Origin of the sequence: Dorea sp. AF24-7LB (assembly GCF_003478575.1) — a bacterium.
GTDB lineage: Bacteria > Bacillota > Clostridia > Lachnospirales > Lachnospiraceae > Dorea_D > Dorea_D hominis.
This window is the reverse complement of the sequence record NZ_QUFR01000009.1, coordinates 14010-40884: the sequence shown is the minus strand read 5'-3', so window position 1 is coordinate 40884 and position 26875 is coordinate 14010. Positions and strand designations below refer to the sequence as shown.

Sequence of the window (26875 nt, the reverse complement as noted above, 5' to 3'; positions counted from 1 at the left end):
ACTATATAAGTGTAAGCCGTCTTTTAGATCAGATCGGTACCGGTTTACAGTTGTGATGCCAAATTTGAATTACAATGTCTCTCAGGATGTCCCTCGGAATGTCCCTCAGAATGTCCCTCAGAAAAAAGAGAGAAATCCGTCGGAAATTCAAATATTGAATATGATAAAAAGGATAATAAAATATGATCACAAACAGCAACATCGGTGTAGCAGGCAGTTTGTAAAAATATCTTTTGGAAACCCTGAAAGTGTGATATTATTTAAGTAAATATTTTAGTCAAAGGGGTAAATGATGTGGCTACATTAAAAGATATCGCTGAAAAGGTAAAGGTTTCTCAAAGCACGGTTTCGAGAGTTCTGAATGGTGATCCGAACTTAAATGTGTCAGATGAGACCAGAGAAAATATAGTTACCGTGGCATGTGAGCTTGGATATAAGACGGTAAGTCAGAGATACAGTAAGCGTCAGAGAGATACAGGAAAAAAGGCATCAGTAGAAGCGATGACAGAAAGCCAGAACCTTCCGGAGCGCAGAATCGGGATTGCGCAGATGTTCGAGATGCAGGAGCAGATGGAAGATATCTATTATATTATGCTGAAGAACCGTTTGGATGAAGCATGTTTTGAAAAGAAATGGACGACTGTCATGCTTTACCGGGATGAGAAGAAAAGATTTACCAAGAATGATGACCGTCCGATTGACGGACTGATTGCAATCGGAAGATTCAGTCCGGAGGAGATTCAGGATTTCCATCAATATACGGACAACATCGTATTTTTGGATTCTTCACCGGATGATATGAAGTATTACAGTATTGTGCCGAATTATCACCTGGCAATCCGTGAAGTACTGCAATGCTTTGAGGCAAAAGGCAAAGAGCGGATTGCATATCTTGGAAGTGTGGATACCCTTGGCGACGACAAGAAGCTGACGATGGACCCACGTTATTACTATTATAAAAATACACTGAATAATCAGAATCGGTTTGATGAGAGTCTGGTCATAGACTGCGAGATGAATTCGAGAAGCAGCTGCCAGAAAGTGCTGGAGTATCTGGACAGCCACACGCCGGAGGAGTATCCGGACGCGATTTTTGCATCGAGTGATGCGGTAGCGCCGGGACTTGTAAAGGCGTTGCATGAAAGGGAGATTCTGCTTCCAGGACAAATAGGTGTCATTACATTTAACAACACCAGCTTCTCGGAGTTTTCCAATCCGCCGCTTTCTTCGGTCGAAGTATATATGAGAGAAAGCGTGGAGTCGACAGTGATGTGTATGGAACTTCTGTGGAAGAAGAATTCACTTCCGAAGAAGATTATTGTTCCGTGCAGTTTGGTGGACAGAGGAAGCGTATAAAATGGATAGAGATGTCGCTGGTATTCCACAATGCACTTGAAGTGAGAATGTGTCAGGCTACATTTTCTATGCGGCAATTTCCACAAAAACGACAAGCCAATTTAGTAAACATTTCATGAAAATAGTTTTCTTTAAGTAAAAGTTTGCGTAAAAATATTGACTAAATATTTTTACAATGATATATTCATTTCACAAGATACGAAAAATAAACGCAATAAAACAAAAGAAAATGCATAAAAACGTATGGAAAAGCGAAAGCAAAACTTTACTAAATAAGGAGTAGAGGGATGGAGAAACTTATAAAATGATTTGTGACGAACTTCGTAAGAGAAAGGAACAGTAATATGTGGCGTGGAGTTGATTATTATCCGGAACAGTGGGAAGAGGTTTTTTTAGAAGAAGATCTGGAAAATATCTGTGAGCTTGGATGCAATGTGATCCGTATCGCAGAGTTCGCATGGCATCTGATGGAAAAAACAGAAGGAAATTATGATTTTTCCTTTTTTGACCGTGTAATTGAAAAGGCAAAAGAAAAAGGTCTGAAGGTGATCATGGGAACTCCGACAGCGACCATTCCGGCATGGCTTGTGAAAAAGCATCCGGATATCCTGTCAGAGTTTGAAGACGGAACCGTCCGCACTTTTGGTGGACGCCATGTATATTGCTTTAACAGCGATGTGATGTATGAGTACTCAGAGAAGATCATCCGAGCACAGGCTGAGCATTATAAAAATGAAGATGCGATCGTGGCATGGCAGATTGACAATGAGCTGGGACATGAAGACAGTGACATCTGCTACTGTCCGAAATGCCGCTGCGCATTTCAGGGATTCCTTGAGCAGAAATTCGAGGGAAATATTGATAAGTTGAACGAAATTTACGGAACCACATTCTGGTCACAGGAATACAATGGATTTGATGAGATTCCACTTCCATCCAAGACCATTACCACACACAATCCGGCACTTCGTCTGGACTGGGAAAGATTCCGCAGCGAAAGCATTGTAAAATTTGCAAACTTCCAGACAGCGCTTCTTAAGGGAATCATTCCAGATGCGGTTGTGATGCATGACTTCCCGGGCGGAGGACTTGGAAAGCACGTAGATTATTCAGAAGTTGCAAAGAATCTGGATGTGGTAGCTTACAACAATTACCCGGTATGGGGCGGGCAGAAAGAGCCGCTTCCTGCAAATGAAATTGCATTTGGACTGGATTATATCCGTGGGCTCAAACGGGAAAATTTCTGGATCACAGAAGCGATCATGGGAGCACAGGGACATGATGTAACTGGATTTGCTCCACGCCCGAATCAGGCAAAGCTCTGGTCTTATCAGAGTATGGCGAGAGGTTGCGAATCGCTGATGTATTTCCGATACAGAGGTGCAACAAAAGGGGCAGAGCAGTTCTGTTATGGAATCTTGGATGCAGATAATGTTAAACGTAGAAAGTTTCACGAAGTACAGGGATTCTTTAATGAGATTAAGAATTACGAAAAAGAACTGAGCGCACCGGTTAAAAGTGAAGTTGCAATCGTATATGATTATGATTCGCTTGCAGCATTCCGTATCCAGAGACAAAGTTTCCTTCTCGACTGCGAAGCAGAGATGAAGAAGTTCCATAAAGTATTCTTTGATGCAAATGTTCCGGTGGATGTGATTTCGGCGGGAAGTACTCTTTCTGGTTATAAGATCGTGATTCTTCCACAGATGATCATTGCGAAACCGGATTTCCAGAAGCAGGTGAAAGAATTTACCGAGAACGGCGGAACGCTGGTTCTGACTTTCCGTGATTTTGTAAAAGATGAAAATAACAATCTGTTGTTTAAAAAGGTACTTCCAGTTGACTTTGATGAGTTTGCAGGAATCTATGTGACAGAGACTGAAAGTCTTCAGGAAGGACAGGAATTCCCGCTTGCAGGCGAAGAAGATTTCAGTTGTACACAGGGAGAGGGAGGAATTTTCCGTGACCTGCTCAGTGTGACAGATGCAGAAGTGCTGTTCCACTACAATGATGTATTCTTCAAGGACTACGCAGCAGTGACAAAGAAGAAGCAGAAAGATGGATATGTATATTACCTTGGATGTGGATTGGATGAAACTATTTTAAAACAGCTTCTCAAGAAAATGGCAGACGAACAGGGAATCGTATCTGAGCATTCAACTGATGGCGTTGAGATCGTATACCGAGAGAGCGAAGACAGAAAGATTAAGATCACCATGAACCACAATGCATGCGAGGTACAAAATGCAGGTGTGACACTGGCGCCGTTTGAATGCAAGGTGGAAGAAGTTCGGAAATAAGTAGGATTTTTTGACAGAGAACAGTGGATTTGGTATTGTTTAAAAGATGAAAAATCTGACAGACGAGAAAATGAATCGGTAATATAGAAATAAAATAATGAGAAGTGGGTTGTGTCTGGTAATCCGCTTCTTTTCCCACGCATATTTGCGTAAGTAACGACAGCATACATCATGATTAAGGGATGGGAAAAAAGCCTTGATTTTAATGGGTTTCTTGGATGAAAACGTAAAATTTACACCTTATTTACACCTTTGGAAGATCGGATCGGTAGTCAAGACATGTGGAGACTGAAAGAGATATGTTCTGAAAATTTGGAATTGATGAATGCTGGCATAATTTTAAGGAACAATGGGAAGTTGCCGATTTTTTACAAAAGAAATCTTGACAGTAATATTGAATGCTGTACAATAATGTTAACAGAACCCACCACGCCTCTGATTTTTATGCGCAACCCGGTGGGACTTTTTATTTGTGGATTATTTTATGTATCAGTATCCAAAACAATCATTAACAATAGAACAACAAATGCAACCAATTTTTGATAAAATATTATCATTATCAAAAGAAATACTTATATCTGAACAAGCTCGTGACCGTATACTGTCTAAATTGATGAGTGGAGAATTGGAGGTTTTAGAATGAAGAAAGATTTAACTAATTCAAGGCTAGATAGACAAAATATTCTAAATAATGAAATGGCAATTGAAGAGATACAAAATAAATCTGGTGTAGAAGGTATAGTATCAATAGAAGGCTGTATTGATTAGTAAAACAAGGAGATTTTTATGATTAAAGTTATTATGATGTGTGGAATATGCGGTTCCGGGAAAACAACTTATGCAAAGCAGAAAGAAAAAGAAGGCTATGTTCGCTTGTCCATTGATGAGGAAATGTGGAAAACTTACGGGAGAAAGGGGATTGATTATCCAAACGAACAGTATGAGAAACTTTCAGAAATAGTGGAAATGGCACTCCAGAAGGAACTCCTGTCTCTCATTCAACAAGGAAAACATGTAGTCCTTGATTTCAGCTTTTGGAATAAGGCAAACAGAGCGTATTATAAAAGGCTTATAGAAAAAGCTGGCGGTACACCAGAACTTGTTTATATGAAGGCTAGTAAAGGAACCTTACAAAAAAGATTGTATAAAAGGAATCAGTCTTTGAATGCTAATTCTCCATTCATAATAACAAATGAGATACTAGAGCATCATTATAACGATTTTCAAGAACCATGTGGCGAAGGAGAAAAAGTAATTTTACAGGAAGAAGATTGTGTTAGGACAGCCATTGATAGCCCCGACCACCTTTGGTGGTAGGCAATACGAGGGGGAACCGCAAGGAATGTTGCTACCCCGTACTGTTATTCCGAGAGGGGGAATTTCCGTTACCGAAGATGAAGACTAAACTTAGAAATGATGATGAAATAGCAGCGACATTGTTTAGACTTCATGGAGCTGATTCATGGGCATGGCATCATATGAGCAAGCGTCTAAAGAAAAAATACAAGATAGAAGAAATGTAGAGGTGTGGTAAATGTGAAAGATTAGCTTTATGCTAATCGGATAAGCATTTTATATATTATGGGTGATGTATTAAGAATAATAGATCGATTTAAAATAACAGGCCATGGCGTTATTTATACAGTAAAAATCAGTAAAGGTGCAAATGTTCGCATGGGAGATCTTCTGTCTGATCTTAGGGGAAATAGATTTGAAGTTAGTGGAATCGAAATGTTTAGAAGAAAGATACCGGAAGGAAAGACTTTTGAAGATATGCCTCTTGGATTAATGCTTAAGCAAATAGACGGCGTGGATCCCTTTGGAAATATACTTGTTAAAAATCTGAAGGAGATTAATTTCATTTTTTGTAATCATCCGCTGTATCAAAGAAAAGTTGATGAAGACTATGAAGATGAGTATCAAGAGGCTGGGTTACATCACTCTTGTGCATTATTCAGCTATGAAGACATGGAAAGCGGTAAGCTGTCATTGTTTGGAGAAGAGATATCTGGTCTTACAATTTATCGTGGTTGGATGATGAAGCCGGAAATGTATTCGGATTTCTATAAGTTACTGGAACAGAAAGGAATTTATCTGATTAATACTCCAGAGGAATATGAGAGGTATCACACGTTACCTGGATGGCATGATGACTTTGTAGAAGAAACTGCGCAGTCAGTATGGGAGACTGAGGGAAATATTGAAAATATATTGTTGAAGGCTAAACAATTAAATGGTCCTTATATTGTAAAAGACTATGTTAAGAGCAGAAAACATGAATGGTATGATGCATGTTTTATAAAAAATATTTCGGATATTGCGAATACAACAAGAGTAATAAGAAATTTTGTAGAACGTCAAGGTGATTCATTGGTAGGCGGAATCGTTCTACGAAAATTTATGGGCTTACATCAAATTGGATTTCATGAAAGAAGTGGAATGCCTATATCAGAAGAATATAGAATATTCGTTTACGCTGGAAAAATTCTGATAATGGATAACTACTGGACGGAAAAAGAGGATGTAAGATTATCCGACGTTGAAATTAGTTGGATAGAATGCATCGCAAAAAAAGTTAGAAGCAACTTTGTAACAATTGATATAGCACGGAAAGATGACGGAGAGCTGATGATCATGGAATTTGGTGATGGTCAAGTTTCTGGATTGCAGCAAATCGAAGCAAAAGATTTTTATCAATCATTTGAACAAGAAGAACGTATTTCGGCTAAAGAGTTTTTTACAGACGGAACTGCAATATTGATTGAAGATCCAATGCCAGATAAGTCAGTTGAGCAAATGCAATTAGATATTGCAAGTATCAGTAGTACTCAAGAACTGGTTGATGTTTATGTACAGGTACACAATAAGTTCTGGTATATTGAAGATGCTCTGTATGATTATGAAGAAGAATCCGAAGAGTATATCAGAGTAAAAGAAATTGTGGAAGCTTGGGGTGAAATGATGGATTTGCTCGACAAAAAGATTATGGTTGCAGCAAAGGAAGAGGGACTTCTTGCAGAACGTCAGCCCAATTCTGGAACTGTCAAACAGCTTGAAAGCTTTATGAAGAAGTATGGCTATAAAGATGGAGGCGGATGGTGGATTAAGTTAGAATAAATAATGTGGCTGTAAGATAGTGCTTTTGTATGTGTTAGAACAGAGATAAAGTGTCCAAGTATTAGCAAATCAGAATCTACACAGCCTTCTATAAAACCAATTTTCCGATAAAAACATACACTTTATTTTACACCTTTTGCGGACGATATTATGCAAAAATAAACCAGGTTACACTAGAAAGTAAACATTTACAAAGGTTTACAAAGCCCGAAAAACCAAGAAAAACTAAGAAATGCGAGGTTATGCAACAATGATAAAAGTACTTTTCATCTGCCACGGCACTCTTTGAAAGCTTCGCCAAAAAGCCAGTAAAATCACGGTCCGGAAGGCATAGGCGGTTAGAAAATAACCCACGGTATTTTGTGCAGATATTACATGTAAATATAGATGATATTGGGGATGCAATATGATAGAATGGTTACAAGAAAAATTTGTAGGAATATAAAGATATGGAATTAAGATTATTACGCTATTTTTTGACAGTAGCAAAAGAACAGAACTTTACAAAAGCAGCAGAACAATTGCATATTACCCAGCCAACGCTATCCAGACAAATGGCGGCATTTGAAGAGGACCTTGGAATAACATTATTTATTCGAAACGGGAAGAAAATATCGCTCACCGATGAAGGAATTTTATTAAAAAGGCGTGCCTTGGAGATTCTTAATCTTGAGGAAAGGACGCTTGAGGAACTGAAAGGAAAAGAAGAGGTTGTAGAGGGCACGATAACCATTGGATGCGGTGAATTTGCAGCAGTGGAGACATTGGCGAAGATATGTAAAACATATAAAGAAAAATATCCGCTGGTTCAGATTGTATTGCATACTGCAACAGCAGATGCAGTGTATGAGATGATGAACAAAGGACTTGTAGATATTGCATTATTCATGGAGCCGGTGGACACCGAAGGGCTGGATTATATCCGGATCACAGATTGCGATCACTGGTGTGTCGGAATGCGGCCGGATGATCCGCTGGCAGAAAAAGAGTTTATAAAAAAAGAAGATCTTATTGGAAAGCCCTTGATCCTGCCGGAAAGAATGAACGTTCAAAGTGAACTTGCCAACTGGTTTGGGAAAGACTTTTCAAAATTACAGATTGCTTTTACGAGTAATCTCGGAACGAATGCCGGAATTATGGCGGCAAATGGACTTGGGTATCCAATTTCAATTGAGGGTGCTGCAACAAAGTATTGGCGAGAGGATATTCTTGTACAGCGAAGAATTTCTCCTGAAATCACGACCAGTACGGTGATTGCCTGGCGACGGAATATCCCATATTCTTTGGCAGTCCGTAAAATGATCGAGGAGATTAATGCTTTTCAGGCATAAAACAAAATTCAATATAAGCATTAGACATAATGAAGCGATAGAGCTTAAAATAGATGTGTAAGATGAATGTAAATCTTATACATCTATTTTTTGTGAAAAATACGTATAGAAAGGGGCTTTTTATTATGAGTAAAAAATTAGTGGCATTTTTCAGTGCAAGCGGAACAACAAAAAAAGTAGCACAGATGGTCGCAGAGGAAGTAAAAGCGGATTTGTTTGAGATTGAGCCGAAAGTTCCATATACAAAGCCTGATCTTGACTGGATGAATAAAAAATCCAGAAGCAGTGTGGAAATGAGTGATAAAAAATATAGACCGGCGATTATGAAAAAAGAGATGGATATGAGTTCTTATGACGAGATCCTTCTGGGATTCCCAATCTGGTGGTATGTGGCTCCGACAATCATCAATACATTTTTAGAAGCTTACGATTTCAGTGGTAAAAAGATTGTGCTTTTTGCAACATCCGGAGGAAGTGGATTCGGGAACACTGTGAAAGAATTGCAGACATCTGCACCGGACGCAGTTATTACAGAAGGCAGACTGTTAAATCGTGGAACGAAACAGGAAATCAGTGAATGGGTAAACTCTTTATAAATAACAGCGTTATGGAGGGATACAGAATATGGGAAAAATAGAACAGACAGCAGGAAGAAATACACTTGGTGAATTCGCACCGGAATTTGCACATTTTAACGATGATGTACTTTTCGGCGAAAACTGGAATAACCAGGACATCGACGTAAAAACAAGAAGCATTATCACAGTGGTTGCTCTGATGGCTTCCGGAATTACGGATTCTTCTTTAAAATATCATCTTCAAAATGCAAAAAATCATGGTGTGACACAAAAAGAGATTGCGGCAGTGATCACACATGCCGCATTCTATGCAGGTTGGCCAAAAGCATGGGCTGTTTTCAATCTTGCAAAGGAAGTGTGGAAAACAGGCGAAGGAGATTTGCCATACGAAGAGGAAGCAATGCGGGCACATGCAAAAGAGATGCTATTTCCAATCGGTGCACCAAACGATGGCTTTGCACAGTATTTTTCCGGCAGAAGTTTTCTTGCACCGATTTCCACTTCTCAGGTTGGAATTTTTAATGTGACATTTGAACCTGGATGCAGAAATAACTGGCACATCCATCATGCAAAAAGTGGAGGCGGGCAGATCCTGATATGTGTTGCCGGAAGAGGATATTATCAGGAAGAAGGCAAAGAAGCTGTAGAAATGAAGCCAGGTGACTGCATCAATATTCCGGCAGAAGTGAAACACTGGCATGGCGCAGCACCGGACGAATGGTTTTCCCATCTGGCAATAGAAGTTCCGGGCGAAAATAGTTCCAATGAATGGCTTGAACCGGTAAGTGATGAAGAATATAGAAAACTAAAATAGGAAGGTTGAAAAAAGCCGAGGCATTCTTGAATTATAAGACAATTTGCATATGGAGGTTATATTTATGTTGAAAAAAGAAGAATTAAAACTAGTATCTGAATGGGATAAAACTTTTCCAAAAAGTGAAAAAGTAGATCATGAGAAAGTGACATTTGTAAATCGTTATGGAATCACACTTGCTGCAGATTTGTATAAGCCGAAAAATGCATTTGGGAAATATCCAGCGATTGCTGTAAGTGGACCATTTGGTGCAGTCAAAGAACAGTGTTCCGGACTGTATGCGCAGACGATGGCTGAAAGAGGATATTTAACGATTGCATTTGATCCTTCTTTTACGGGAGAAAGTGGAGGCAATCCAAGATACATGGCTTCTCCGGATATTAATACAGAAGATTTCATGGCTGCTGTTGATTTCCTTTCTGTTCGGGAAGAGGTAGATCAAGATAGAATAGGAATCATTGGAATCTGCGGCTGGGGTGGGATGGCTCTTAACGCAGCTGCACTCGATACGAGAATAAAAGCAACGGTTGCATCTACCATGTATGATATGACGAGGGTAAATGCGAATGGGTACTTTGATTCTGAGGACAGTGAAGAAGCACGTTATGCGAAGAAGCAGTCGCTGAATACCCTCAGAACACAAGAATACTGTAAAGGCGAATATTCCAGAGCTGGTGGTTGTGTTTCTCTTCCGGTTCCAGAGGATGCCCCTTTCTTTGTAAAAGATTACAGTGAGTATTATAAAGGCAGATGTTATCATAAAAGAAGCCTGAATTCCAATGATGGCTGGAACAGTATTGGATGTATGTCATTTATGAATCAGCCAATATTAAAGTACAGTAATGAAATCAGAAGTGCAGTCCTCATTGTTCACGGAGAAAAAGCACACAGCTATTATTTTGGAAAAGATGCTTATGAAAATATGATTAAGGACAGCAAGTACACATCCAATAAAGAGCTGCTAACAATTCCAGGGGCTGTTCATACAGATCTTTACGATAATCTGGATGTAATCCCATTTGATAAAATCCAGAAATTTTTTGAAGAAAACGGAGTTGGTTAATTATGGCAAAAAAAGTATTGATCATATCGACAAGTCTTCGAGGAGGGAGCAATTCTGATATACTTGCAAATGAGTGTGCAAAGGGAGCAAAAGAAGCGGGGCATGATGTGGAACTTCTTTCTTTGAAAGGAAAAGATATAAAATATTGTATCGGTTGTCTATCCTGCCAGAGGACTGGGATGTGTGTACAGAAGGATGATATTGCAGATATTATGGCAAAGGTAAAGAATGCAGAAGTTATTGTCTATGCAACCCCAATTTATTATTATGAGATGTGCGGTCAGATGAAAACACTTCTTGATAGATTGAATCCTTTATATTCGGCAGATTATTTATTCAGAGATATTTATATGATTGCAACTGCGGCAGAGAATGAGGAAAGTGCATTTGAGAAAGCCTATAATGGGCTGCAAGGCTGGGTAGATTGTTTTGAAAAGGCTTCCTTAAAAGGCATGGTCGGTGGCGGTGGAATTGATGCAGCAAATACAGCTGAGGATCATGTGGATATAATGAAGAAGGCATATGAACTTGGAAAAAATTTATAAGTTGATAAAATAATTCTAATTATTAAAACTAATAGTAACTCAATATTATCAATAGCAAAGCTATAAGATTTCAAAAAATGGAGTCTTATAGCTATTTTTTTGCATTTGCCCACTGTATTTTACCCGCTGAGCGTTTCGTTATATGAGGGCGTAAAAAAGCTTCCAAAAGATATGGAGCCGATGGTGTATGTGAAGTATTGTGAGAAAAGTGAGTTGGGGAATCCAAGATGCCAGAAGTTATCTGATTTGGATTCCAAAACAGTAGAACAGGACAAAGCCTGGTATGCTGACCGGGATCAAAACACCAACGAACCAAAAACGACAGCGCAGATGTTTTTTACAGTATATTATGCTGAGAAGGGTGATAAGATGCTGCATTATTTTCAAGGTAAGATAGACATTGGTAGCGGAAATGGCGGCATCATCAGTCAATTAAAGATGCAGAATGAAATGAAGTTGACGGATGAAAGCTGGATCAGTTATCAGCAAGGAAAAGGAAATTTTGTTTTTGAACGTAAAAATGGTAATGTTTTTCTTGTGTACAGCAGAGCACTATAGTATAATAAATCCGGTTTTATTGCATAAGTTTAAAGGCTATAATAAGGAAAACGGCAAACCAGATGAAAGTCTGGGACGCAAAGCCAGAAGAGGCTAAAGGCAGAAAGTTTGACCAGGTCTGCCGGTTGCAACTGTTTCTATATCATATATGGAAAAGATGTGAAAGCGGAAGAAATCTCGATAACTTATATACTATATCGATGAGTGATTCTAAAGAAATGTAGTAGGGATACGGGCATATTTGGGCAAGTATCCTTTTTATATGCCAAAATGGGTACGAAAACTGGCAGGGATAGGTTCTCTGTATACAGATAAAAGCAGGATGAAGAAGGCATAAGACGAAGAGAGGACTTTTATAAAATGAAAAATTATGAAGACAAAATATATTCATTAGGTGAGACTGTAACGGGACAGACACAGGCTGTGTCACAGGCCGTACAGAAAACACTGGAAAATAATGGCGGGGTAGGTATAATGACAGGATCTTATGACCAAAACCTGTCTATTTTGTCTGTGGATAATCTGCTGTTGCATAGTACAGGATATACATTCGATACTTTCATGGAACATACAAAAGGCTCATTGAAAAACTTCTTTTATGACGAGGAAGATAAACTGGAGCGAGACCGTTTTTTGCAGCTTCACGGAACAGGGGAAGCACAGATCCTTGCAGCAGACGGTATAGTGAATAATGTACGGCTTTGTAAAGAGGATGCGACAGATGAGGCGGGCAGACAGATCTGGGTTATGTCCGTACAGGTCAACTGGGATCATGTAAATTTGGCACTGCTCAATGAGGCTATCTATTCCGGCTTCTGGTATTTTGACTGTGACGAAAACAGTGAGATTGTGAATACAAACTGGAGTCATGAATTCCGAAAAATGCTTGGCTATCATGACACTCTGGACTTTCCGAATAAACTGGAATCCTGGTCAGATCTTCTGCATCCACAGGATAAAGAAAGAGTAATGGTGCAGCTTCAGGCGGCAATTAAGGATAAGACGAACCAGATAAAATACCAGGTAGAGTATCGTATGAGAATGAAGGATAATCAATACCAGTGGTTTCGGGCATCTGCAGAAGTAATACGCCGTCTGGATGGTTCTGCCAGCAGGATTGCCGGGATTTTTATTAACATTGATAGGGAGAAAAAAGAAACCATGCAGGCACAAAAATCTGCTGCTTTCCACCGGGCTTTTACGAAAACAGATCTGTGCGAGTATTATGTAAATCTGGAAGCGAATACTTTTGATACCTTTAAGGTTGAACCGTCCCTGATGACAGTTTTTGAACAGAGTCGTACATGGGATGAACTGATCCGGCATTTTGTGGATTCCTATGTTGTGGAAACAGATAAGAAAGCGGTAGCTGCTTTTTATGACCGTGGTTATATTGCAGAAAAACTGAAAGGTCTGGAAACAGAATTATCTTTAGAGTGCCGAATCACTCTGGATGGAGAAGAACGATGGGTACGCAATGTGATTATACGTGGCGAGATAGAGGATTCAGAATATGCCATGATCTTTCTGCGTGATATCACGGAAGCTAAGGTAGAGAGCGCACGGCATCTGCAGATGGCAGCGGACAATGCTTCCATGGAGCAGCTGATCCAGAGCATTGTGCGTCTGGTTGACCGTTTTGTTGTCTGTGATCTGGAAAATGACAGATATGAATTCTACAACCTGAATGGACAGATGATATATAAACCTCTGGGATTTTATCATGATTTTCAGATGCAGGTTCTTGAAAAATATAAGACACTGGAACCATTAGAAGCTATAGATATCCTAATAGCCCCGGATAATATCCGGAAAAAACTGAAAAGTGAAAATGATATTTATAAGTTTGAGTATTGCAGCCTGGATGAAAAGACTTATAAAATCGCTTCTTATATTCCCTTGGAATGGAAGAATGGAAAGCTGGAAAAGGTATTGCTGGCATCCATGGATGTGACACAGGAAAAGAAAGCAGAGATTGAATCCCGTCAGGCACTGATAGAAGCTTACCGGTCCGCAGAAAATGCAAATCGTGCGAAAACAGAATTCCTTTCCAATATGTCCCATGATATCCGGACACCAATGAATGCGATTGTGGGTCTGACGGCAATCGCAGGAGCAAATGTTGAGAGCCAGGACAGAGTCATTGAATGCCTCGGCAAGATCACAGAATCAAGCCGCCATCTGCTGGGGCTGATCAATGAAGTATTGGATATGGCACGTATTGAAAGTGGAAAAATGACACTGGCACAGGAAGATTTCAATCTGTCAGAGCTGGTAGATAATCTTATTACACTTACGAAACCGGTGCTTGATGAACATAAACATAATTTTGATATACACATCAATCATATTGAACATGAGGCTGTCTGTGGTGACAGCTTGAGGATTCAGCAGGTATTTGTGAATCTGATGAGTAATGCGATCAAGTATACAACGGATGGTGGAAATATTATTTTTTCCATAGAGGAAAAGCCAAATGGATTTTCAGAACTTGGATGCTATGAATTTACGATTGAGGATAATGGGATCGGTATGTCACCGGAATTCCAGAAAATCATGTTTGATCCTTTCAGCCGCGCGGATGACCAACGTACAACCAGAGTCCAGGGAACTGGTCTGGGAATGGCAATCAGCAGAAATATTGTGAACCTGATGAATGGCACTATTAAAGTGGACAGTACCTTGCACAAGGGAACTAAAATCACAGTAACCATTTATCTGGAGCTTCAGGAAAAAGAAAAAGAACAGGACAAAAATCTGATGAATCTGCCGGTTCTGGTAGTGGATGATGATAAGACATGCTGTGAAAGTACAGTTGCCACACTGAAGGAAATCGGTATTATGGGTGAATGGGTTCTCTCTGGCAGGGAAGCGGTTGAGCGCTGTTATGCACGGCATGAGTTGAAAGATGATTACTTTGCTGTTATTTTAGACTGGAAGATGCCGGAGATGGATGGTATAGAAACTGCCAGACAGATCCGGAAACGGATCGGGAAAGAGATTACCATCATTGTATTGACATCCTATGAATTCAGCGAAATTGAAGAAGAAGCAAAGGCTGCAGGTGTAGATGCTTTTATTGCAAAACCGCTGTTCCGTTCCCGGCTGACGGCAACACTGCGGCAGTTTACTTCAGAAAGAAAAGAAAAAACAGCGAGAAATTATCTGGAGAAGCTGTCAGAAGCAGACTACACAGGAAAAAGGATTCTGCTGGTTGAGGATAATGAGTTGAACAGAGAAATTGCTGGTGAAATTTTGCAGATGACAGGGGCAGAAGTGGAAACAGCAGAAAATGGAAAAATCGCAGTTGAAAAAGTGGAAGCTTATCCGGAAGGATTGTATGATCTTGTTTTTATGGATATCCAAATGCCTGTCATGAATGGTTATGAGGCAACTGCAGCAATCAGGAGCCTTCCGGGTGAAAAGGGAAAACTGCCTATTGTTGCCATGACTGCCAATGCTTTTGCAGAAGATGTACAGTTAGCCAAAAATACAGGCATGAATGGACATATCGCGAAACCGCTGGATATGAATAAGTTGAATGATGTTCTGGAAAACTGGCTGTAATTGCCTTTCAGATGCATGGGAAAAGCAGACAGGAAATATAGAGAGAGGATTTTGTTATGACAGAAATATTCCTATTTGTAAAGGTGGAAAAGGTAGTGTAGTAATAGAGAAAAAGCTAGAGTTAGAACAATACATAGAAATTGTTTTTAGTTATAACACAGAAACAAGTTTAGAAGAATTTATGTTAGATTATAAAAAATAGAGATGTTAATCACGATTGGCTCAGGTATAATTCCGTACAGAAGAAAAACTTGTTTTTATGATAGAAACAAATAATTTACATCTTATTTATACCTTTGGAAGACCGAATCGGAATAATTAAAAAAGTTGTCATAATTTAGTTGGTCAAAAAATAATACTACACTCAAAATCAATTAAAAAATCACTCGTAAAAAAATACGATTGATTTTTTGCACATTTCTTTTTGGGGTTGATGATAATGGAAATGTGAAAGGATTGCTAGATGTAAAACAGGCCTGTCTGGATATCGAAAATAAAATCAATGACAGTATATCACCTCAACCAAACTATACACTTGAAATACAGAATAATGACCAGACGATAAAACTTACTGTAAAAAGTGGTCTTCAAAAACCGTATTTATATAAATCAAAAGCATACAAACGAAATGATACAGCAACGATAGAGGTAGATACATTGGAATTTTCAAGGCTTGTATTAGATGGAAAAAATATTAGCTTCGAAGAATTACCTTGTAAAGATCAGGAGCTATCTTTTAAAATTTTACAGTGTAAACTGAAAGAAAATATTTACATTGAAACTTTCAATCAAGATATTTTAAAGACATTGAACCTGTATGACAATATAAATGGTTATAATAATGCAGCGGGACTTTTGGCAGATAAAAATCATTTTTCAGGAATTGATATTGTTAAGTTCGGTGAGAATATCAGTATTATTCAAAAAAGAGTAATGTTTGAATATATATCGGTTTTAGAAATATATGAAAAAGCACTTGCTGTATTTAGAGATTATTACCAATATGAAGTAATACAGGGAGCTGACAGAAAGATGGTAGAGAAAATACCGGAAGCAGCTTTCAGAGAAGCAATTGCAAATGCTTTGATTCATAGGGTATGGGATATTAATTCACACATCAGAGTTTCTATGTTTGATGATAGAATAGAAGTAGTGTTTCCTGGTGGATTGCCGGCTGGAATAACGGCAGAAGAATATTTATCAGGTAAACTACCTATTTTAAGAAATAGAAATCTTGCAAATGTATTTTACAGACTGGGATTAGTAGAGATATTTGGAACAGAAATTACACGAATCAAACAACTGTATGCAGAGAGTTTGATAAAACCAGAATTTGAAGTGTCAGAAAATGCTATAAAAATTGTACTACCGATATTTGAAACGAATGTCAATTTAACCGAAGACGAAAAAGTGATTTACAAATTTTTAAGTAAGACGATGCTGAAACCAATAAGCGAAATTGCACCATATGTCCCATTTGGCAAATCAAAAACAACACAATTACTGAAAGCTATGGAGAAAAAGGGTGTGATTGCAGTTGAAGGAAAAGGCAGAGGAACAAAATATATCATTAAGTGATTGAGAACAGATCACCGTCAGCATCGGACGGACCATTGCTCCCATGGCCGTCACAAAGCGTCCGAAGCGAAGCATAAGACATAGTTTTCTTTTCTAAGACCTTTGTATTGTGAAATTAGATTCATGATACGTTTTCCCCTTTGCATATTCCCCAGTTTCATACTACTAATAATATATAATGCGGGCACTTTTTTGTCTATCTTATTCCGTCGGGTTTCAGCAAAAGATGGTGGTTGATTGAAGCCGGAAAATGATGTATCTTAGTACTTAGAAAATAGCAGTTGTAAGGGGATTATGACTGAGCAAAAAAGGAGAATATGATGAAATCAGAAGAGGTTATGAGAATACTGGAAAATGCCATCCGTATCGGAAAAGGTGTGATCCGGTATGGAAGTGTTGCATCGTATATTCCGGAGCTTGCCAAGGCAGATAAGAATAAACTGGGAATCTGCCTTTACACAATAGACGGCAATCAATTTGAGACCGGAAATACAGAAGATAGATTTACGATACAGTCCATTTCCAAAGTAATGGCACTGTGTCTGGCACTGGAAACATTTGGAGCAGAGTTTGTGTTTAATCATGTTGGTGTGGAGCCGTCAGGGGAGGCTTTTAACTCACTGGTAGAACTGGATAACCGAAGTAACCGGCCCTTTAATCCGATGATCAATTCTGGAGCAATCACGGTTGCGAGCCTGCTTGTAAACCACTATTCCATCGAAGATATGCAGAAGTATATGCAGGACGTATGTGAAGATCCGGAGATTGCAGTAGACGAAGCTGTATTTCAGTCTGAGATGGCGACTTGCGCAAGAAATAAGGCGATTGCCTATCTTTTAAAAAGTAAGGAGATCATTGATACCGATGTAGAAGATAGTGTTACCTTTTATACAAAGATGTGTTCCATGTCGGTAAATGCAAGAGATCTGGCAATGTTCGGTCTTTTGCTTGCAAATGACGGAGTGCAATTATCTACCGGAAAACGTCTGATCTCATCTCAGACTGTACGGATGGTACAGACCATTATGCTCACCTGCGGGATGTATGACGGATCAGGTGAATTTGCGTTAAGAACAGGAATTCCGACTAAGAGCGGAGTCGGCGGCGGCCTGCTTAGCGTATCGAAAAAGAAAATGGGAATCGGGATCTACGGACCGTCTCTTGATAAAAAAGGAAACTGTATCGCAGGCTGCGAATTGTTGGGATATATTTCAGAAGCACTGCATCTTCACATCTTTGATACCAGAGAGTGGAAGGTAGAAGAATAAAAAAAGACGATACTGCAGAAATAGGGCATTCTGGGACAAATCAAGGAGAAACAAAACTATGATTAAAGTACTTTTCATCTGTCACGGCAGTGTTTAAGGGACGTGACAAAAGCCTTGATTTTATTGGGTTTCTTGGATAGAAACGTAAAATTTACACCTTATTTACACCTTTGGAAGATCGGATCGGTATAGTTAGAACAGGAAAGGCGTGAGATGAATCTTACGTCTTTTTTCTTAGATTTTATGTAGGCGGTTTCCTTGGTAATATCAGCAATACATGGTATAATTTATTCAGAAGAACTCTCGAGGTGGAATATTATGAAATTTGATGCGGTAACAATAAAGAATTTCAGAAATTTTGAAAATATAACAATTGACCTTACGAACAAAAATGTTCTTTTTGGAATGAATGATGTTGGAAAGACCAACTTTCTGTATGCCTTAAGGTTTTTGTTCGATAAAGATGTAAGAAGACAGAATTTCATTGATACAGATTATTACAAAAAGAACACCAATACGCCGATAGAAATCCTTGTCTCAATAGATATCGGAGATACTGAAGATGGCGATAGCCAGAAGCTTCGTGCTAAATTGAAGGGCGCTATTCTTTCAGGACAAGACAAGGTCTATATCAAGGTAAAAGCTACTTATGACGAGAAAGAATTGGTTGGTATACCTGTTTTGTATTGGGGCGGAGATGCCGAAGATCTTGAAGAAATGAAAGTTCATGGAACATTCTTCGACATTGATTATGTTTTTAATGTATTCTACATTGATGCATATGTTGATCTCTATACTTTATTTAAGAAAAATGCCAATACACTGCTTGTAAATGACAAAGAACAGGATAAAGAAATTTTAGAAAACATACAGAAAGCCTGTGACGATCTAAACACCCAGATTTCTGGTCTGTCTGGTATTAAAACATTTGAGGAGAGAATTGCACCTGAATACAAAAAATACAGACACGAAGATGTCTCCGTATCTGTCAAATCAGAAATTGCAGTGAAGGGCTTATACTCTAATATTGTGCCTTATATTAAGCAGGATTCTGATAATTCGTTATACCCAACTTCTGGTGAAGGTCGAAAAAAGTTACTGGTATATGCTATTTTTGACTTATTGTCAAAAGAGGAGGAAGAAAAGAAGATCAATCTTTTTCTGATTGAAGAGCCAGAAAATCATTTGCACAGATCTATGCAAATTGCACTGTCGCATATTCTCTTCCACGATGAAAAATATCAGTATTTGTTTATGACAACCCATTCCCCTTATGTGTTGGCAGAAATGGATCGTGTAAATCTGATTCGTATATATAATGCTGATAAGATTGTGAGCAAAAGTGCTCTCTATAATGTACCAGAAGAATTTAAGACCCAGAAAAAAATGCTGAATCGTGGATTGGTAGAAGCAGTGTTCGCAGATAAGGTATTACTTGTTGAAGGGCCTTCTGAAAATGTATTGTTCGGTAAGATTTTGTCAGAACTAAACCCATTTTTTGAAGCAGACGGTATTTATATACTTCCGGTTGGTGGCTTTGGGTTTAGACCATATTTTGAAATATTAGATGCATTAGAGATTGATAATATTATTAAGACTGACAATGATTTAAGAAAAAATACGGGTAAGGAAAAATATAGTGTGCTGGGGTTCTCCAGACTAAACAACTATATCGGTGAAAACCTTCTTCCTACGGAGCCTATTGACGAAAGTGGCGTGGAATCAAAACGAAAGCTATATGACAGCAACAGAGAAACTCTGGATCAAATTAGGAAAGAACATGCGTTATATTTGTCGAGATGCAGTTTGGAAGAAGATTTGGATGAAGTTCTTCATGATAAAATGGTTGAATATCTTCCACAAGCAGGCGGAGATGTAATTGGATACTTGCAAGATGCCAAAAATAATCATATGGTAGAACTTGTCGAAAAGCTTACTCCAGAGGACTGTACCCGTATTTTTGAACACTATAATTTTGCTTGTTTGAAGGAGGTAACACTGTAATGCTGTCTCCCATACAAAAAGAAATCGTAGAGTTACCGGGAAACCTAATAGTAAGAGCGAGTGCCGGTACCGGAAAGACTCATACTATGGTATCTAAAATTGAATATGATATAGCTCATTGTCACACGCATAAAGCAGTTGCTGCAATTACATTTACAATTAAGGCGGCTGCTGAAATCAAAGATAGATTAACCATTGATACGAGCAATCATTTCATTGGAACAAATAATAGTTTTGCAATTGAAGAAATCATTAAGCCTTTCATGAAAGATGTGTTTGGAAGAGCTTATAAGTTGGATATGAGTACAGATTATTCTGTAAAAGTAAAAACATTTGCAGAAGGCTTGGTAAAAATAAAGGATGAACAAATCCTTTGCTCATATGCAAATAGCAAGGAGAACTTCATATTTCAACTTGCATTAGAGATTTTACAGAAGTCAAAGGCGTGTCAATTGTATTTAAAGGCTAAGTATTTTAAAATCTATGTAGACGAATATCAAGACTGCGATAAGGATATGCATGCATTGTTCATGTATATCTGTGAAAGTCTAAATATAGATACTTTTGTAGTAGGTGATGAAAAGCAATCAATCTATATGTGGCGTGGTGCATATCCAAAAGCTTTTATGAGCATTTGGGACAGAGAAGATTTTTCAAAGAAGTTTATGAGAGATAATTTCCGATCCTGTCAACAGATACAGAATTATTCGAATCTACTCTGTGATGAAACGAGGGATCTCTATAAGACTGTCGATGATCTATCTTCCGTAATTGTGATATGCACGACACGGTCAAATTGGGTTGCTTCCGTAACACAATATTTGGACACTAATAAGAAATGTGCATTGTTGCGATATAGCAAAGCTAACGCAGAAGCGGGCGCTAAGGCATTACGTGATGGAGACATGGAGTTTACCTATATTCCACAGACACCCATTTCAGAAATAACTACAGATGCAGCATGGCTTTACAATGCGATTGCTAAGTATTTCATTCTTCCAAAGTATTCAGCTTATGATTTTAGAGATGAAATTCCTAATGAGGTGGTTGGAAATAAGAAAATTTTGAATTATATAAAAAAATCTCTTAGCCTTTTGGATGAGTGCATAAAGCAAGAGGATATATCTGCTTTCGTAAAGCGGGTTGAAGTGATTGCAGATTATTTGGGTTACGATACCAAAGAAGAACATTGCAAAAAAGTATATGAAACAATTTGTGACCCTAAGTTTCATCCTGCGTTTAATATGGATGAATTGAAACGAATTGCGATTACCTTTCACTCTTCGAAAGGACTGGAGTTTGAACAAGTAGTTTTGTTTGTGTCTGACTATAAACTGTCAAGTGAAGAAGATGTTTATAACCATTATGTTGCAGCCACAAGAGCTAAAACCAAGCTAATTTTGGTATATGTCAATGGTGATTGGAGTGCAGGCCAATTTGCAAAGAATATAAATAATATATTGGGGAAGTCTGGCTTAAAAATGAAGGATGTAGCAACTATAGTTAACTGTACCGAATGCATCAGTGATTAGGAAAAAAGGTCTCTCAACACCAAGTACGCATGGTATTGGGAGATCTTTTTCTTATAGGTGTACACGCAAAGCGTTAGTTGACGCAATCCTAATCATGCTTTTATGTAAATCAGTGTATTTTACGGAATATCGAAAACCTAAGTATCCTGTGACGGCAAAAATGTAACAACCAAACTCGGGAAATGTTGATGTTTTTGCCGATGATGTGATATAATATGTAATAGATTAACGTAGTTTTTTTGGATAGATTTTATGGCGGAGGATTATAGATGCGATATCTTTCAGTTGCTGAAATAGCGAAAAAGTGGGATGTGTCCCAACGTAGTGTTAGAAATTACTGCGCCCAGGGACGTGTGAACGGTGCGTTTCTTACCGGCAAGACATGGAATATTCCGGAAAACGCAGAAAAACCGGAGCGTACCAACAAAAGAAAAGAAGGACCAATTACTCTGTTGGATATTCTGAAAGAGCAGAAGGTAAGTAAATATTCCGGTGGGATCTACCATAAAACACAGATTGATTTGACATATAATTCCAACCATATGGAAGGAAGCCGCCTGACCCACGATCAAACCAGATATATATTTGAAACCAACACCATCGGCGTAGAAAAAGAAGTGCTGAATGTGGATGACGTGATCGAAACAGCAAATCACTTCCGCTGCATTGACATGATTATTGATCATGCAAAAGCAGCTCTGACGGAGAAGTTCATCAAAGAACTTCACTTGGTTTTGAAGAACGGCACCAGTGATTCCAGAAAAGATTGGTTTGCTGTTGGCGAGTATAAGAAACTCCCGAATGAAGTCGGCGGCAGGGATACAGCTTTTCCGGAAGAAGTTGCCGATAAAATGAAGGCCTTGCTGATGGAATATAACGCCAAGGGAGCAAAGACCTTTGAAGATATTCTGGACTTCCATGTGAAGTTTGAGCGGATTCATCCGTTCCAGGACGGTAACGGTCGTGTGGGCAGATTGATTATGTTTAAGGAGTGCCTGAAATATAATATCGTTCCGTTCATCATTGAAGACAATCTGAAGATGTTCTATTACCGTGGACTAAAGGAATGGGACAACGAAAAAGGCTATCTGACAGATACCTGCCTGACCGCACAGGACAAGTATAAAGCGTATTTGGATTATTTTAGGATTGCATATTAAGCAAGAAGCGAGGTGCAGCTATGTCAGCAGAAAAAAACTGGCAATTTGAACTTGAAGAATATATCAAACAAGGTGAGCCTGGTCAAATTGAAAAGATTGAAGCGTGGCAGACTGCAATTGGCTTGCAGGCGGTAGATGGTTTGAAGACCTCTGCGTATCTATTAGATACTGCCAAGGAACATATCGAAGGAAAAATCAGTATTGATGAAGCGCAGAAACGTATTCAGAGCTATTACGAGCAACGTACTGATCGTACGGAAGTTGAAAACGATACTAAGGAGGCAGATATTGTATCTGCAAGAATTGCGAAACTATTAGGCGAGAAAGCATTTCAGTTTTCACCGGCTGAATGGCTGACAATTCACCGCAGATTGTTTGATGGTGTATTTTCCCATGCCGGGCAGATTCGTCAGTATAACATTACAAAAAGAGAATGGGTACTGAAAGGAGATACTGTTACTTACGCAGCGTGGAACAGTATCAAATACACTCTTGATTATGATTTTGCTACGGAGAAACAGTATTCTTATGCAGGCTTGTCTGTAGAACAATGCGTGAAACATCTTGCTAAGTTTGCTTCGGATATTTGGCAGATTCATCCGTTCTGTGAAGGTAACACCAGAGCAACGGCTGTTTTTATGATCAAATACATGAAGACATTCGGGTTCAAAGTAAACAATGATGCTTTTGAGAAGAACTCTTGGTATTTCCGCAACGCTTTGGTAAGAGCTAATTATAACGATCTGCAAAATGGTATTCATGCTACAACAAAGTTCTTGGAAATGTTCTTCAGCAATTTAATTTTGGGAACGGAATATGAGCTGAAAAACAGATATATGCACGTAGATTATGTGGATGATAATTTTCAAAGTGTCATCCCTAAAGTTCCAAAGTCTCAATTTGACACTTTGGAATGCACTTTAGAAGAACTGGCAGTTTTGAAATTGATTTACAAGAATCCGTCCATTAAGCAAAAAGAGCTTGTGGCAGAGACAGGAAAATCTCTTAGCACCGTAAAACGAATTATGGAGTCCTTACAAAAAAAGGATTATATCCGTAGAGTCGACGGAAAGAGATATGGAAAATGGGAAGTACTGATTTGAAAACACCTCAATATGGAGAAGAGATATGACTAACAAACAGTTGAAAAATTTAAAAGATACATTGTGGACGACTGCCGATCAGCTACGTGCTAATTCTGGCTTGAAGTCCACGGAATACGCCGAGCCTATTCTCGGCTTGATTTTCCTGCGATTTGCAGATGTAAAATATAGCAAGTTCGAGCCTGAGATCAAGGCAGAGTTTAATTCTACCAAAGGTACTCGTATGGAGCGCCCTATCCACGAAATTGCTATTGAAAAATGCGGTTTTTATTTGCCGGAAGAAGCCAGATATGATTGGCTGTTGAATTTGCCGGAAAGTGAAGATCTTGCCAAGAAGGTTAAAGAAGCTATGGAAGCGGTTGAAAAATACACCGCTGAATTGGAAGATACTCTTCCAAAGGATATTTATTACAGCGTTAACAGCGAAGATGATCCGCTCGTATTGGCAAAGCTCTTGAAGAACTTTAAGGATATTCCTGCGGATGTAGAGCTTGACATCTTCGGTGAGATTTATGAATACTTTCTGGGCGAATTTGCGCTGGCTGAGGGTCAGGGCGGCGGTGAATTCTTCACCCCAGCATCTGTTGTCCGTTATATGGTTGAAGTCCTTGCGCCTACTGAGGGTAGGATTCTCGACCCAGCCTGCGGTAGTGGCGGTATGTTCGTTCAGACCGCTCATTATATCGAAAAGCATAAAGCTCAGGGCAGGCAGATGAACCTGCGTGCTTATGGCGTAGAAAAGACGGGCGCAACCGTTCGACTGGCAAAGATGAACCTTGTCCTTAACAATGTCCGTGGCACCATTACCCACGCAAACTCCTATTATCGTGATCCTTATGATAGCTTTGGTAATTTTGACTATGTTATGGCAAATCCGCCTTTCAATGTGGATGGCGTAGAATTGGATCAGGTTAAGGATCAGCCTCGTTTTAATACCTACGGCGTGCCTCAGAATAAAACCAAAAACAAAAAGAAAGATGCCAAGGAAACCGTTCCTAACGGCAACTACCTATGGATCAATCAGTTTGCAACTGCGCTGAATGATACCGGTCGTGCTGCTCTGGTTATGGCAAACTCTGCATCGGATGCAGGTAACAGTGAAAAGGATATTCGTATAAAGCTGATTGAAAGCGGTATTATCAGCCAGATGGTAACTCTGCCGTCCAATATGTTTACCTCTGTTACGCTGCCTGCTACCTTGTGGTTCTTCGATAAGGCGAAGGTAAAGAAGGATGAAATTCTGTTTATTGATGCCAGAAATATTTTCACTCAAATTGATCGTGCGCACCGTAAATTTTCCGATGAGCAGATTCGGAACCTTGGTATTATCACAAGACTTTATGAGGGCAAGACGGAAGAATTCGAAGCCCTGCTGGCTGATTATCGTGCAAAACTGGCAGATGCACCGGAACTCTCTGACGATGAAGATATTATGCCTAAGAGCTACTGGCAATCCAATATTGACTGGCTGACAGAACGCTTCCCGGAAGGGAAATACAGAGATGTTGTCGGCCTGTGCAAGGCAGCAACAATCGGCAAGATTTATGATGACAAAGGAAAAGTTGTTGGCTATAAGGATGACAGTATCGGTGATCAGGACTTTTCTTTGAACCCTGGCCGTTATGTTGGCGTTGTGATCGAGGATGACGGCTTAACGCAGGAAGAGTTCAAGGAGCGAATGATGGCATATTACACAGTGCTTTCTGAACTAAATGCAGATGCTCGCAATTTAGAAAAAAGCATAGCACAGAATTTACAGGAGTTGTTTGAGAAGAAATGAGAGAAAAACTGAAATTACACTGTGATGTAATATCTGGATATGCCTTTTCTTCTTCAGACTGGAAAGAAGAAGGCATCCCAGTAATTAAAATTGGCAACATAAGTAATGGTAGTGATATTGACTGCGATGAGTTGCAATATGTGGACGAATTCTTTTGGGATAAGTTAGATCCTAAATATCACATATCTAATGGTGATATACTGGTATCATTAACGGGGAGCCATATAAATCAACCCAACTCTATGGTTGGAAGAAGTTGTCGCAGTTTGACTGAGAAAAAATATTTACTTAATCAGCGAGCTGGTAAAGTTATTCCATTTGATAATACGGATAAAAATTACTTGTACTATTTGTTATCTACAAAGGCCATAAAATATGATATTGCTAATAGAGCCTATGGCGGAGCAAATCAGGTTAACGTTAGTCCTTCGGATATTAAGAATATCAAATGGAAATTCCCTTTGATAGAAAAACAGAAAAAAATATCTGGAATCTTATTAAAATATGATGAACTAATTCAAAATAATAACAAACGAATTATACAACTCGAAGACATAGCCCAAGAACTATATCGAGAATGGTTTGTTCGTTTTCGCTTCCCTGGGTATGAAAATGCCAAGTTTGAAGACGGAATCCCAGAGGGATGGAAAATTAAAAGGATGAATGAATTCTGCTATGTTACAGATGGAACTCATGACACACCTAAACCGGTAGATGTAGGTGTTCCTTTCGTCACAGGCAGATGTATTTCTTCAGGATTTGTTGATTTCGATGCTGCTTATAACATCAGTGAAGCAGATCATGAAGGAATTAAAAAGCGTAGTGGATTAAAGTCTGGAGATATACTCTTTAGTAACATCGGTACGGTAGGCAACTGTTGCATTGTTGACTATAACCGTGAGTTCAGTGTAAAGAATGTAATCATTTTCAAGCCAGAAACAATGAGAGATACAGCATATCTTTATTACTGGATGACCAGTTCGATAATGCAAGAAATCTTTAGTGCTCAAACAAATGGTGCTTCTCAGCAGTTTGTTGGTCTAACATTTATGCGTAGATATAAACTGTTAGTTCCTAAAGATGATATTCTGGAAGCTTTTGCAGACAAAGTTTTACCTATTGTGGAACAAAAGCGACTGTTACATCAGAAAAATCTAAATCTGGATGCACAGCGTGATATGCTGTTGCCTCGCCTGATGAGTGGCAAATTGGAGGTGTAAG

22 protein-coding genes and 1 riboswitch are annotated in these 26875 nt (G+C 38.9%); all 22 genes read left to right on the top strand.

Features of this window, described 5'->3' with window-relative positions; all coding sequences use genetic code 11:
• The first annotated feature begins 294 nt into the window (after positions 1 to 294).
• Positions 295 to 1356: a LacI family DNA-binding transcriptional regulator gene (locus DWY31_RS09785; protein ID WP_118520326.1), complete on the top strand. Its 1062-nt coding sequence runs from the start codon at positions 295 to 297 to the stop codon at positions 1354 to 1356.
• Positions 1357 to 1700: 344 nt separating this feature from the next.
• A complete protein-coding gene (locus tag DWY31_RS09780; RefSeq protein ID WP_118520324.1) occupies positions 1701 to 3656 on the top strand; it encodes a beta-galactosidase in 1956 nt (651 codons plus the stop codon).
• A gap of 472 nt (positions 3657 to 4128) precedes the next feature.
• A complete protein-coding gene (locus DWY31_RS13945) occupies positions 4129 to 4299 on the top strand; it encodes a hypothetical protein (protein WP_158575508.1) in 171 nt (56 codons plus the stop codon).
• Positions 4296 to 4424 (top strand): hypothetical protein, encoded by a 129-nt coding sequence (locus DWY31_RS14280; protein WP_264291361.1) that lies wholly within the window; start codon positions 4296 to 4298, stop codon positions 4422 to 4424. Before DWY31_RS13945 ends, DWY31_RS14280 begins: the two co-directional genes overlap by 4 nt.
• Before the next feature lie 18 nt (positions 4425 to 4442).
• A complete protein-coding gene (locus DWY31_RS09775) occupies positions 4443 to 4973 on the top strand; it encodes an AAA family ATPase (RefSeq protein ID WP_118520323.1) in 531 nt (176 codons plus the stop codon).
• Positions 4974 to 5237: 264 nt separating this feature from the next.
• Positions 5238 to 6773 (top strand): ATP-grasp domain-containing protein, encoded by a 1536-nt coding sequence (locus tag DWY31_RS09770; protein WP_243060530.1) that lies wholly within the window; start codon positions 5238 to 5240, stop codon positions 6771 to 6773.
• A gap of 449 nt (positions 6774 to 7222) precedes the next feature.
• On the top strand, positions 7223 to 8104 hold the full coding sequence (locus DWY31_RS09765; protein WP_118520321.1) for a LysR family transcriptional regulator: 882 nt from the start codon (positions 7223 to 7225) through the stop codon (positions 8102 to 8104).
• 125 nt (positions 8105 to 8229) lie between these two features.
• Positions 8230 to 8700, top strand: a complete 471-nt coding sequence (locus DWY31_RS09760) for a flavodoxin (protein WP_118520319.1) — start codon at positions 8230 to 8232, stop codon at positions 8698 to 8700.
• 28 nt (positions 8701 to 8728) lie between these two features.
• Positions 8729 to 9496, top strand: coding sequence for a carboxymuconolactone decarboxylase family protein (locus tag DWY31_RS09755; protein WP_118520317.1), 768 nt, complete (start codon positions 8729 to 8731; stop codon positions 9494 to 9496).
• A 64-nt stretch (positions 9497 to 9560) separates the two neighbouring features.
• A complete protein-coding gene (locus tag DWY31_RS09750) occupies positions 9561 to 10559 on the top strand; it encodes an alpha/beta hydrolase (protein WP_118520315.1) in 999 nt (332 codons plus the stop codon).
• A gap of 2 nt (positions 10560 to 10561) precedes the next feature.
• Positions 10562 to 11104 (top strand): flavodoxin family protein, encoded by a 543-nt coding sequence (locus tag DWY31_RS09745; protein WP_117538063.1) that lies wholly within the window; start codon positions 10562 to 10564, stop codon positions 11102 to 11104.
• A gap of 171 nt (positions 11105 to 11275) precedes the next feature.
• The gene (locus DWY31_RS09740; protein WP_279220077.1) at positions 11276 to 11662 is read left to right on the top strand and encodes an LPD25 domain-containing protein; all 387 of its coding nucleotides are present in this window, start codon (positions 11276 to 11278) and stop codon (positions 11660 to 11662) included.
• Positions 11663 to 11704: 42 nt separating this feature from the next.
• Positions 11705 to 11795: riboswitch (cyclic di-GMP riboswitch) on the top strand.
• Between the two features lie 227 nt (positions 11796 to 12022).
• Entirely contained in the window at positions 12023 to 15229 is a 3207-nt protein-coding gene (locus DWY31_RS09735) for a hybrid sensor histidine kinase/response regulator (protein ID WP_118520313.1), read from the top strand.
• Positions 15204 to 15431: a hypothetical protein gene (locus DWY31_RS09730; RefSeq protein ID WP_118520311.1), complete on the top strand. Its 228-nt coding sequence runs from the start codon at positions 15204 to 15206 to the stop codon at positions 15429 to 15431. Before DWY31_RS09735 ends, DWY31_RS09730 begins: the two co-directional genes overlap by 26 nt.
• A gap of 200 nt (positions 15432 to 15631) precedes the next feature.
• Complete coding sequence (locus tag DWY31_RS09725; protein WP_279220076.1) at positions 15632 to 16807, top strand: ATP-binding protein; 1176 nt, start codon at positions 15632 to 15634, stop codon at positions 16805 to 16807.
• Positions 16808 to 17124: 317 nt separating this feature from the next.
• Entirely contained in the window at positions 17125 to 18075 is a 951-nt protein-coding gene (gene glsA, locus DWY31_RS09720; RefSeq protein ID WP_028087161.1) for a glutaminase A, read from the top strand.
• A 318-nt stretch (positions 18076 to 18393) separates the two neighbouring features.
• Positions 18394 to 20079, top strand: coding sequence for an ATP-dependent nuclease (locus DWY31_RS09715; RefSeq protein ID WP_118520309.1), 1686 nt, complete (start codon positions 18394 to 18396; stop codon positions 20077 to 20079).
• Positions 20079 to 21611, top strand: a complete 1533-nt coding sequence (locus DWY31_RS09710) for an ATP-dependent helicase (RefSeq protein ID WP_118520307.1) — start codon at positions 20079 to 20081, stop codon at positions 21609 to 21611. Before DWY31_RS09715 ends, DWY31_RS09710 begins: the two co-directional genes overlap by 1 nt.
• Positions 21612 to 21880: 269 nt before the next feature.
• Complete coding sequence (locus DWY31_RS09705) at positions 21881 to 22771, top strand: Fic family protein (RefSeq protein ID WP_118520305.1); 891 nt, start codon at positions 21881 to 21883, stop codon at positions 22769 to 22771.
• A gap of 20 nt (positions 22772 to 22791) precedes the next feature.
• A complete protein-coding gene (locus DWY31_RS09700) occupies positions 22792 to 23874 on the top strand; it encodes a Fic family protein (RefSeq protein ID WP_118520303.1) in 1083 nt (360 codons plus the stop codon).
• Positions 23875 to 23899: 25 nt separating this feature from the next.
• The gene (locus DWY31_RS09695; RefSeq protein WP_118520301.1) at positions 23900 to 25654 is read left to right on the top strand and encodes a type I restriction-modification system subunit M; all 1755 of its coding nucleotides are present in this window, start codon (positions 23900 to 23902) and stop codon (positions 25652 to 25654) included.
• Positions 25651 to 26874: a restriction endonuclease subunit S gene (locus tag DWY31_RS09690; RefSeq protein ID WP_118520299.1), complete on the top strand. Its 1224-nt coding sequence runs from the start codon at positions 25651 to 25653 to the stop codon at positions 26872 to 26874. Before DWY31_RS09695 ends, DWY31_RS09690 begins: the two co-directional genes overlap by 4 nt.
• The last annotated feature ends 1 nt before the right edge of the window (position 26875 follow it).

Coding starts and splice junctions, on each gene's coding strand:
- DWY31_RS09780 (WP_118520324.1), top strand. CDS start 1,701: ATGTGGCGTGGAGTTGATTATTATCCGGAACAGTGGGAAGAGGTTTTT.
- DWY31_RS14280 (WP_264291361.1), top strand. CDS start 4,296: ATGAAGAAAGATTTAACTAATTCAAGGCTAGATAGACAAAATATTCTA.
- DWY31_RS09775 (WP_118520323.1), top strand. CDS start 4,443: ATGATTAAAGTTATTATGATGTGTGGAATATGCGGTTCCGGGAAAACA.
- DWY31_RS09770 (WP_243060530.1), top strand. CDS start 5,238: ATGGGTGATGTATTAAGAATAATAGATCGATTTAAAATAACAGGCCAT.
- DWY31_RS09765 (WP_118520321.1), top strand. CDS start 7,223: ATGGAATTAAGATTATTACGCTATTTTTTGACAGTAGCAAAAGAACAG.
- DWY31_RS09760 (WP_118520319.1), top strand. CDS start 8,230: ATGAGTAAAAAATTAGTGGCATTTTTCAGTGCAAGCGGAACAACAAAA.
- DWY31_RS09755 (WP_118520317.1), top strand. CDS start 8,729: ATGGGAAAAATAGAACAGACAGCAGGAAGAAATACACTTGGTGAATTC.
- DWY31_RS09750 (WP_118520315.1), top strand. CDS start 9,561: ATGTTGAAAAAAGAAGAATTAAAACTAGTATCTGAATGGGATAAAACT.
- DWY31_RS09745 (WP_117538063.1), top strand. CDS start 10,562: ATGGCAAAAAAAGTATTGATCATATCGACAAGTCTTCGAGGAGGGAGC.
- DWY31_RS09740 (WP_279220077.1), top strand. CDS start 11,276: ATGGAGCCGATGGTGTATGTGAAGTATTGTGAGAAAAGTGAGTTGGGG.
- DWY31_RS09735 (WP_118520313.1), top strand. CDS start 12,023: ATGAAAAATTATGAAGACAAAATATATTCATTAGGTGAGACTGTAACG.
- DWY31_RS09730 (WP_118520311.1), top strand. CDS start 15,204: ATGATGTTCTGGAAAACTGGCTGTAATTGCCTTTCAGATGCATGGGAA.
- glsA (WP_028087161.1), top strand. CDS start 17,125: ATGATGAAATCAGAAGAGGTTATGAGAATACTGGAAAATGCCATCCGT.
- DWY31_RS09715 (WP_118520309.1), top strand. CDS start 18,394: ATGAAATTTGATGCGGTAACAATAAAGAATTTCAGAAATTTTGAAAAT.
- DWY31_RS09710 (WP_118520307.1), top strand. CDS start 20,079: ATGCTGTCTCCCATACAAAAAGAAATCGTAGAGTTACCGGGAAACCTA.
- DWY31_RS09705 (WP_118520305.1), top strand. CDS start 21,881: ATGCGATATCTTTCAGTTGCTGAAATAGCGAAAAAGTGGGATGTGTCC.
- DWY31_RS09700 (WP_118520303.1), top strand. CDS start 22,792: ATGTCAGCAGAAAAAAACTGGCAATTTGAACTTGAAGAATATATCAAA.
- DWY31_RS09695 (WP_118520301.1), top strand. CDS start 23,900: ATGACTAACAAACAGTTGAAAAATTTAAAAGATACATTGTGGACGACT.
- DWY31_RS09690 (WP_118520299.1), top strand. CDS start 25,651: ATGAGAGAAAAACTGAAATTACACTGTGATGTAATATCTGGATATGCC.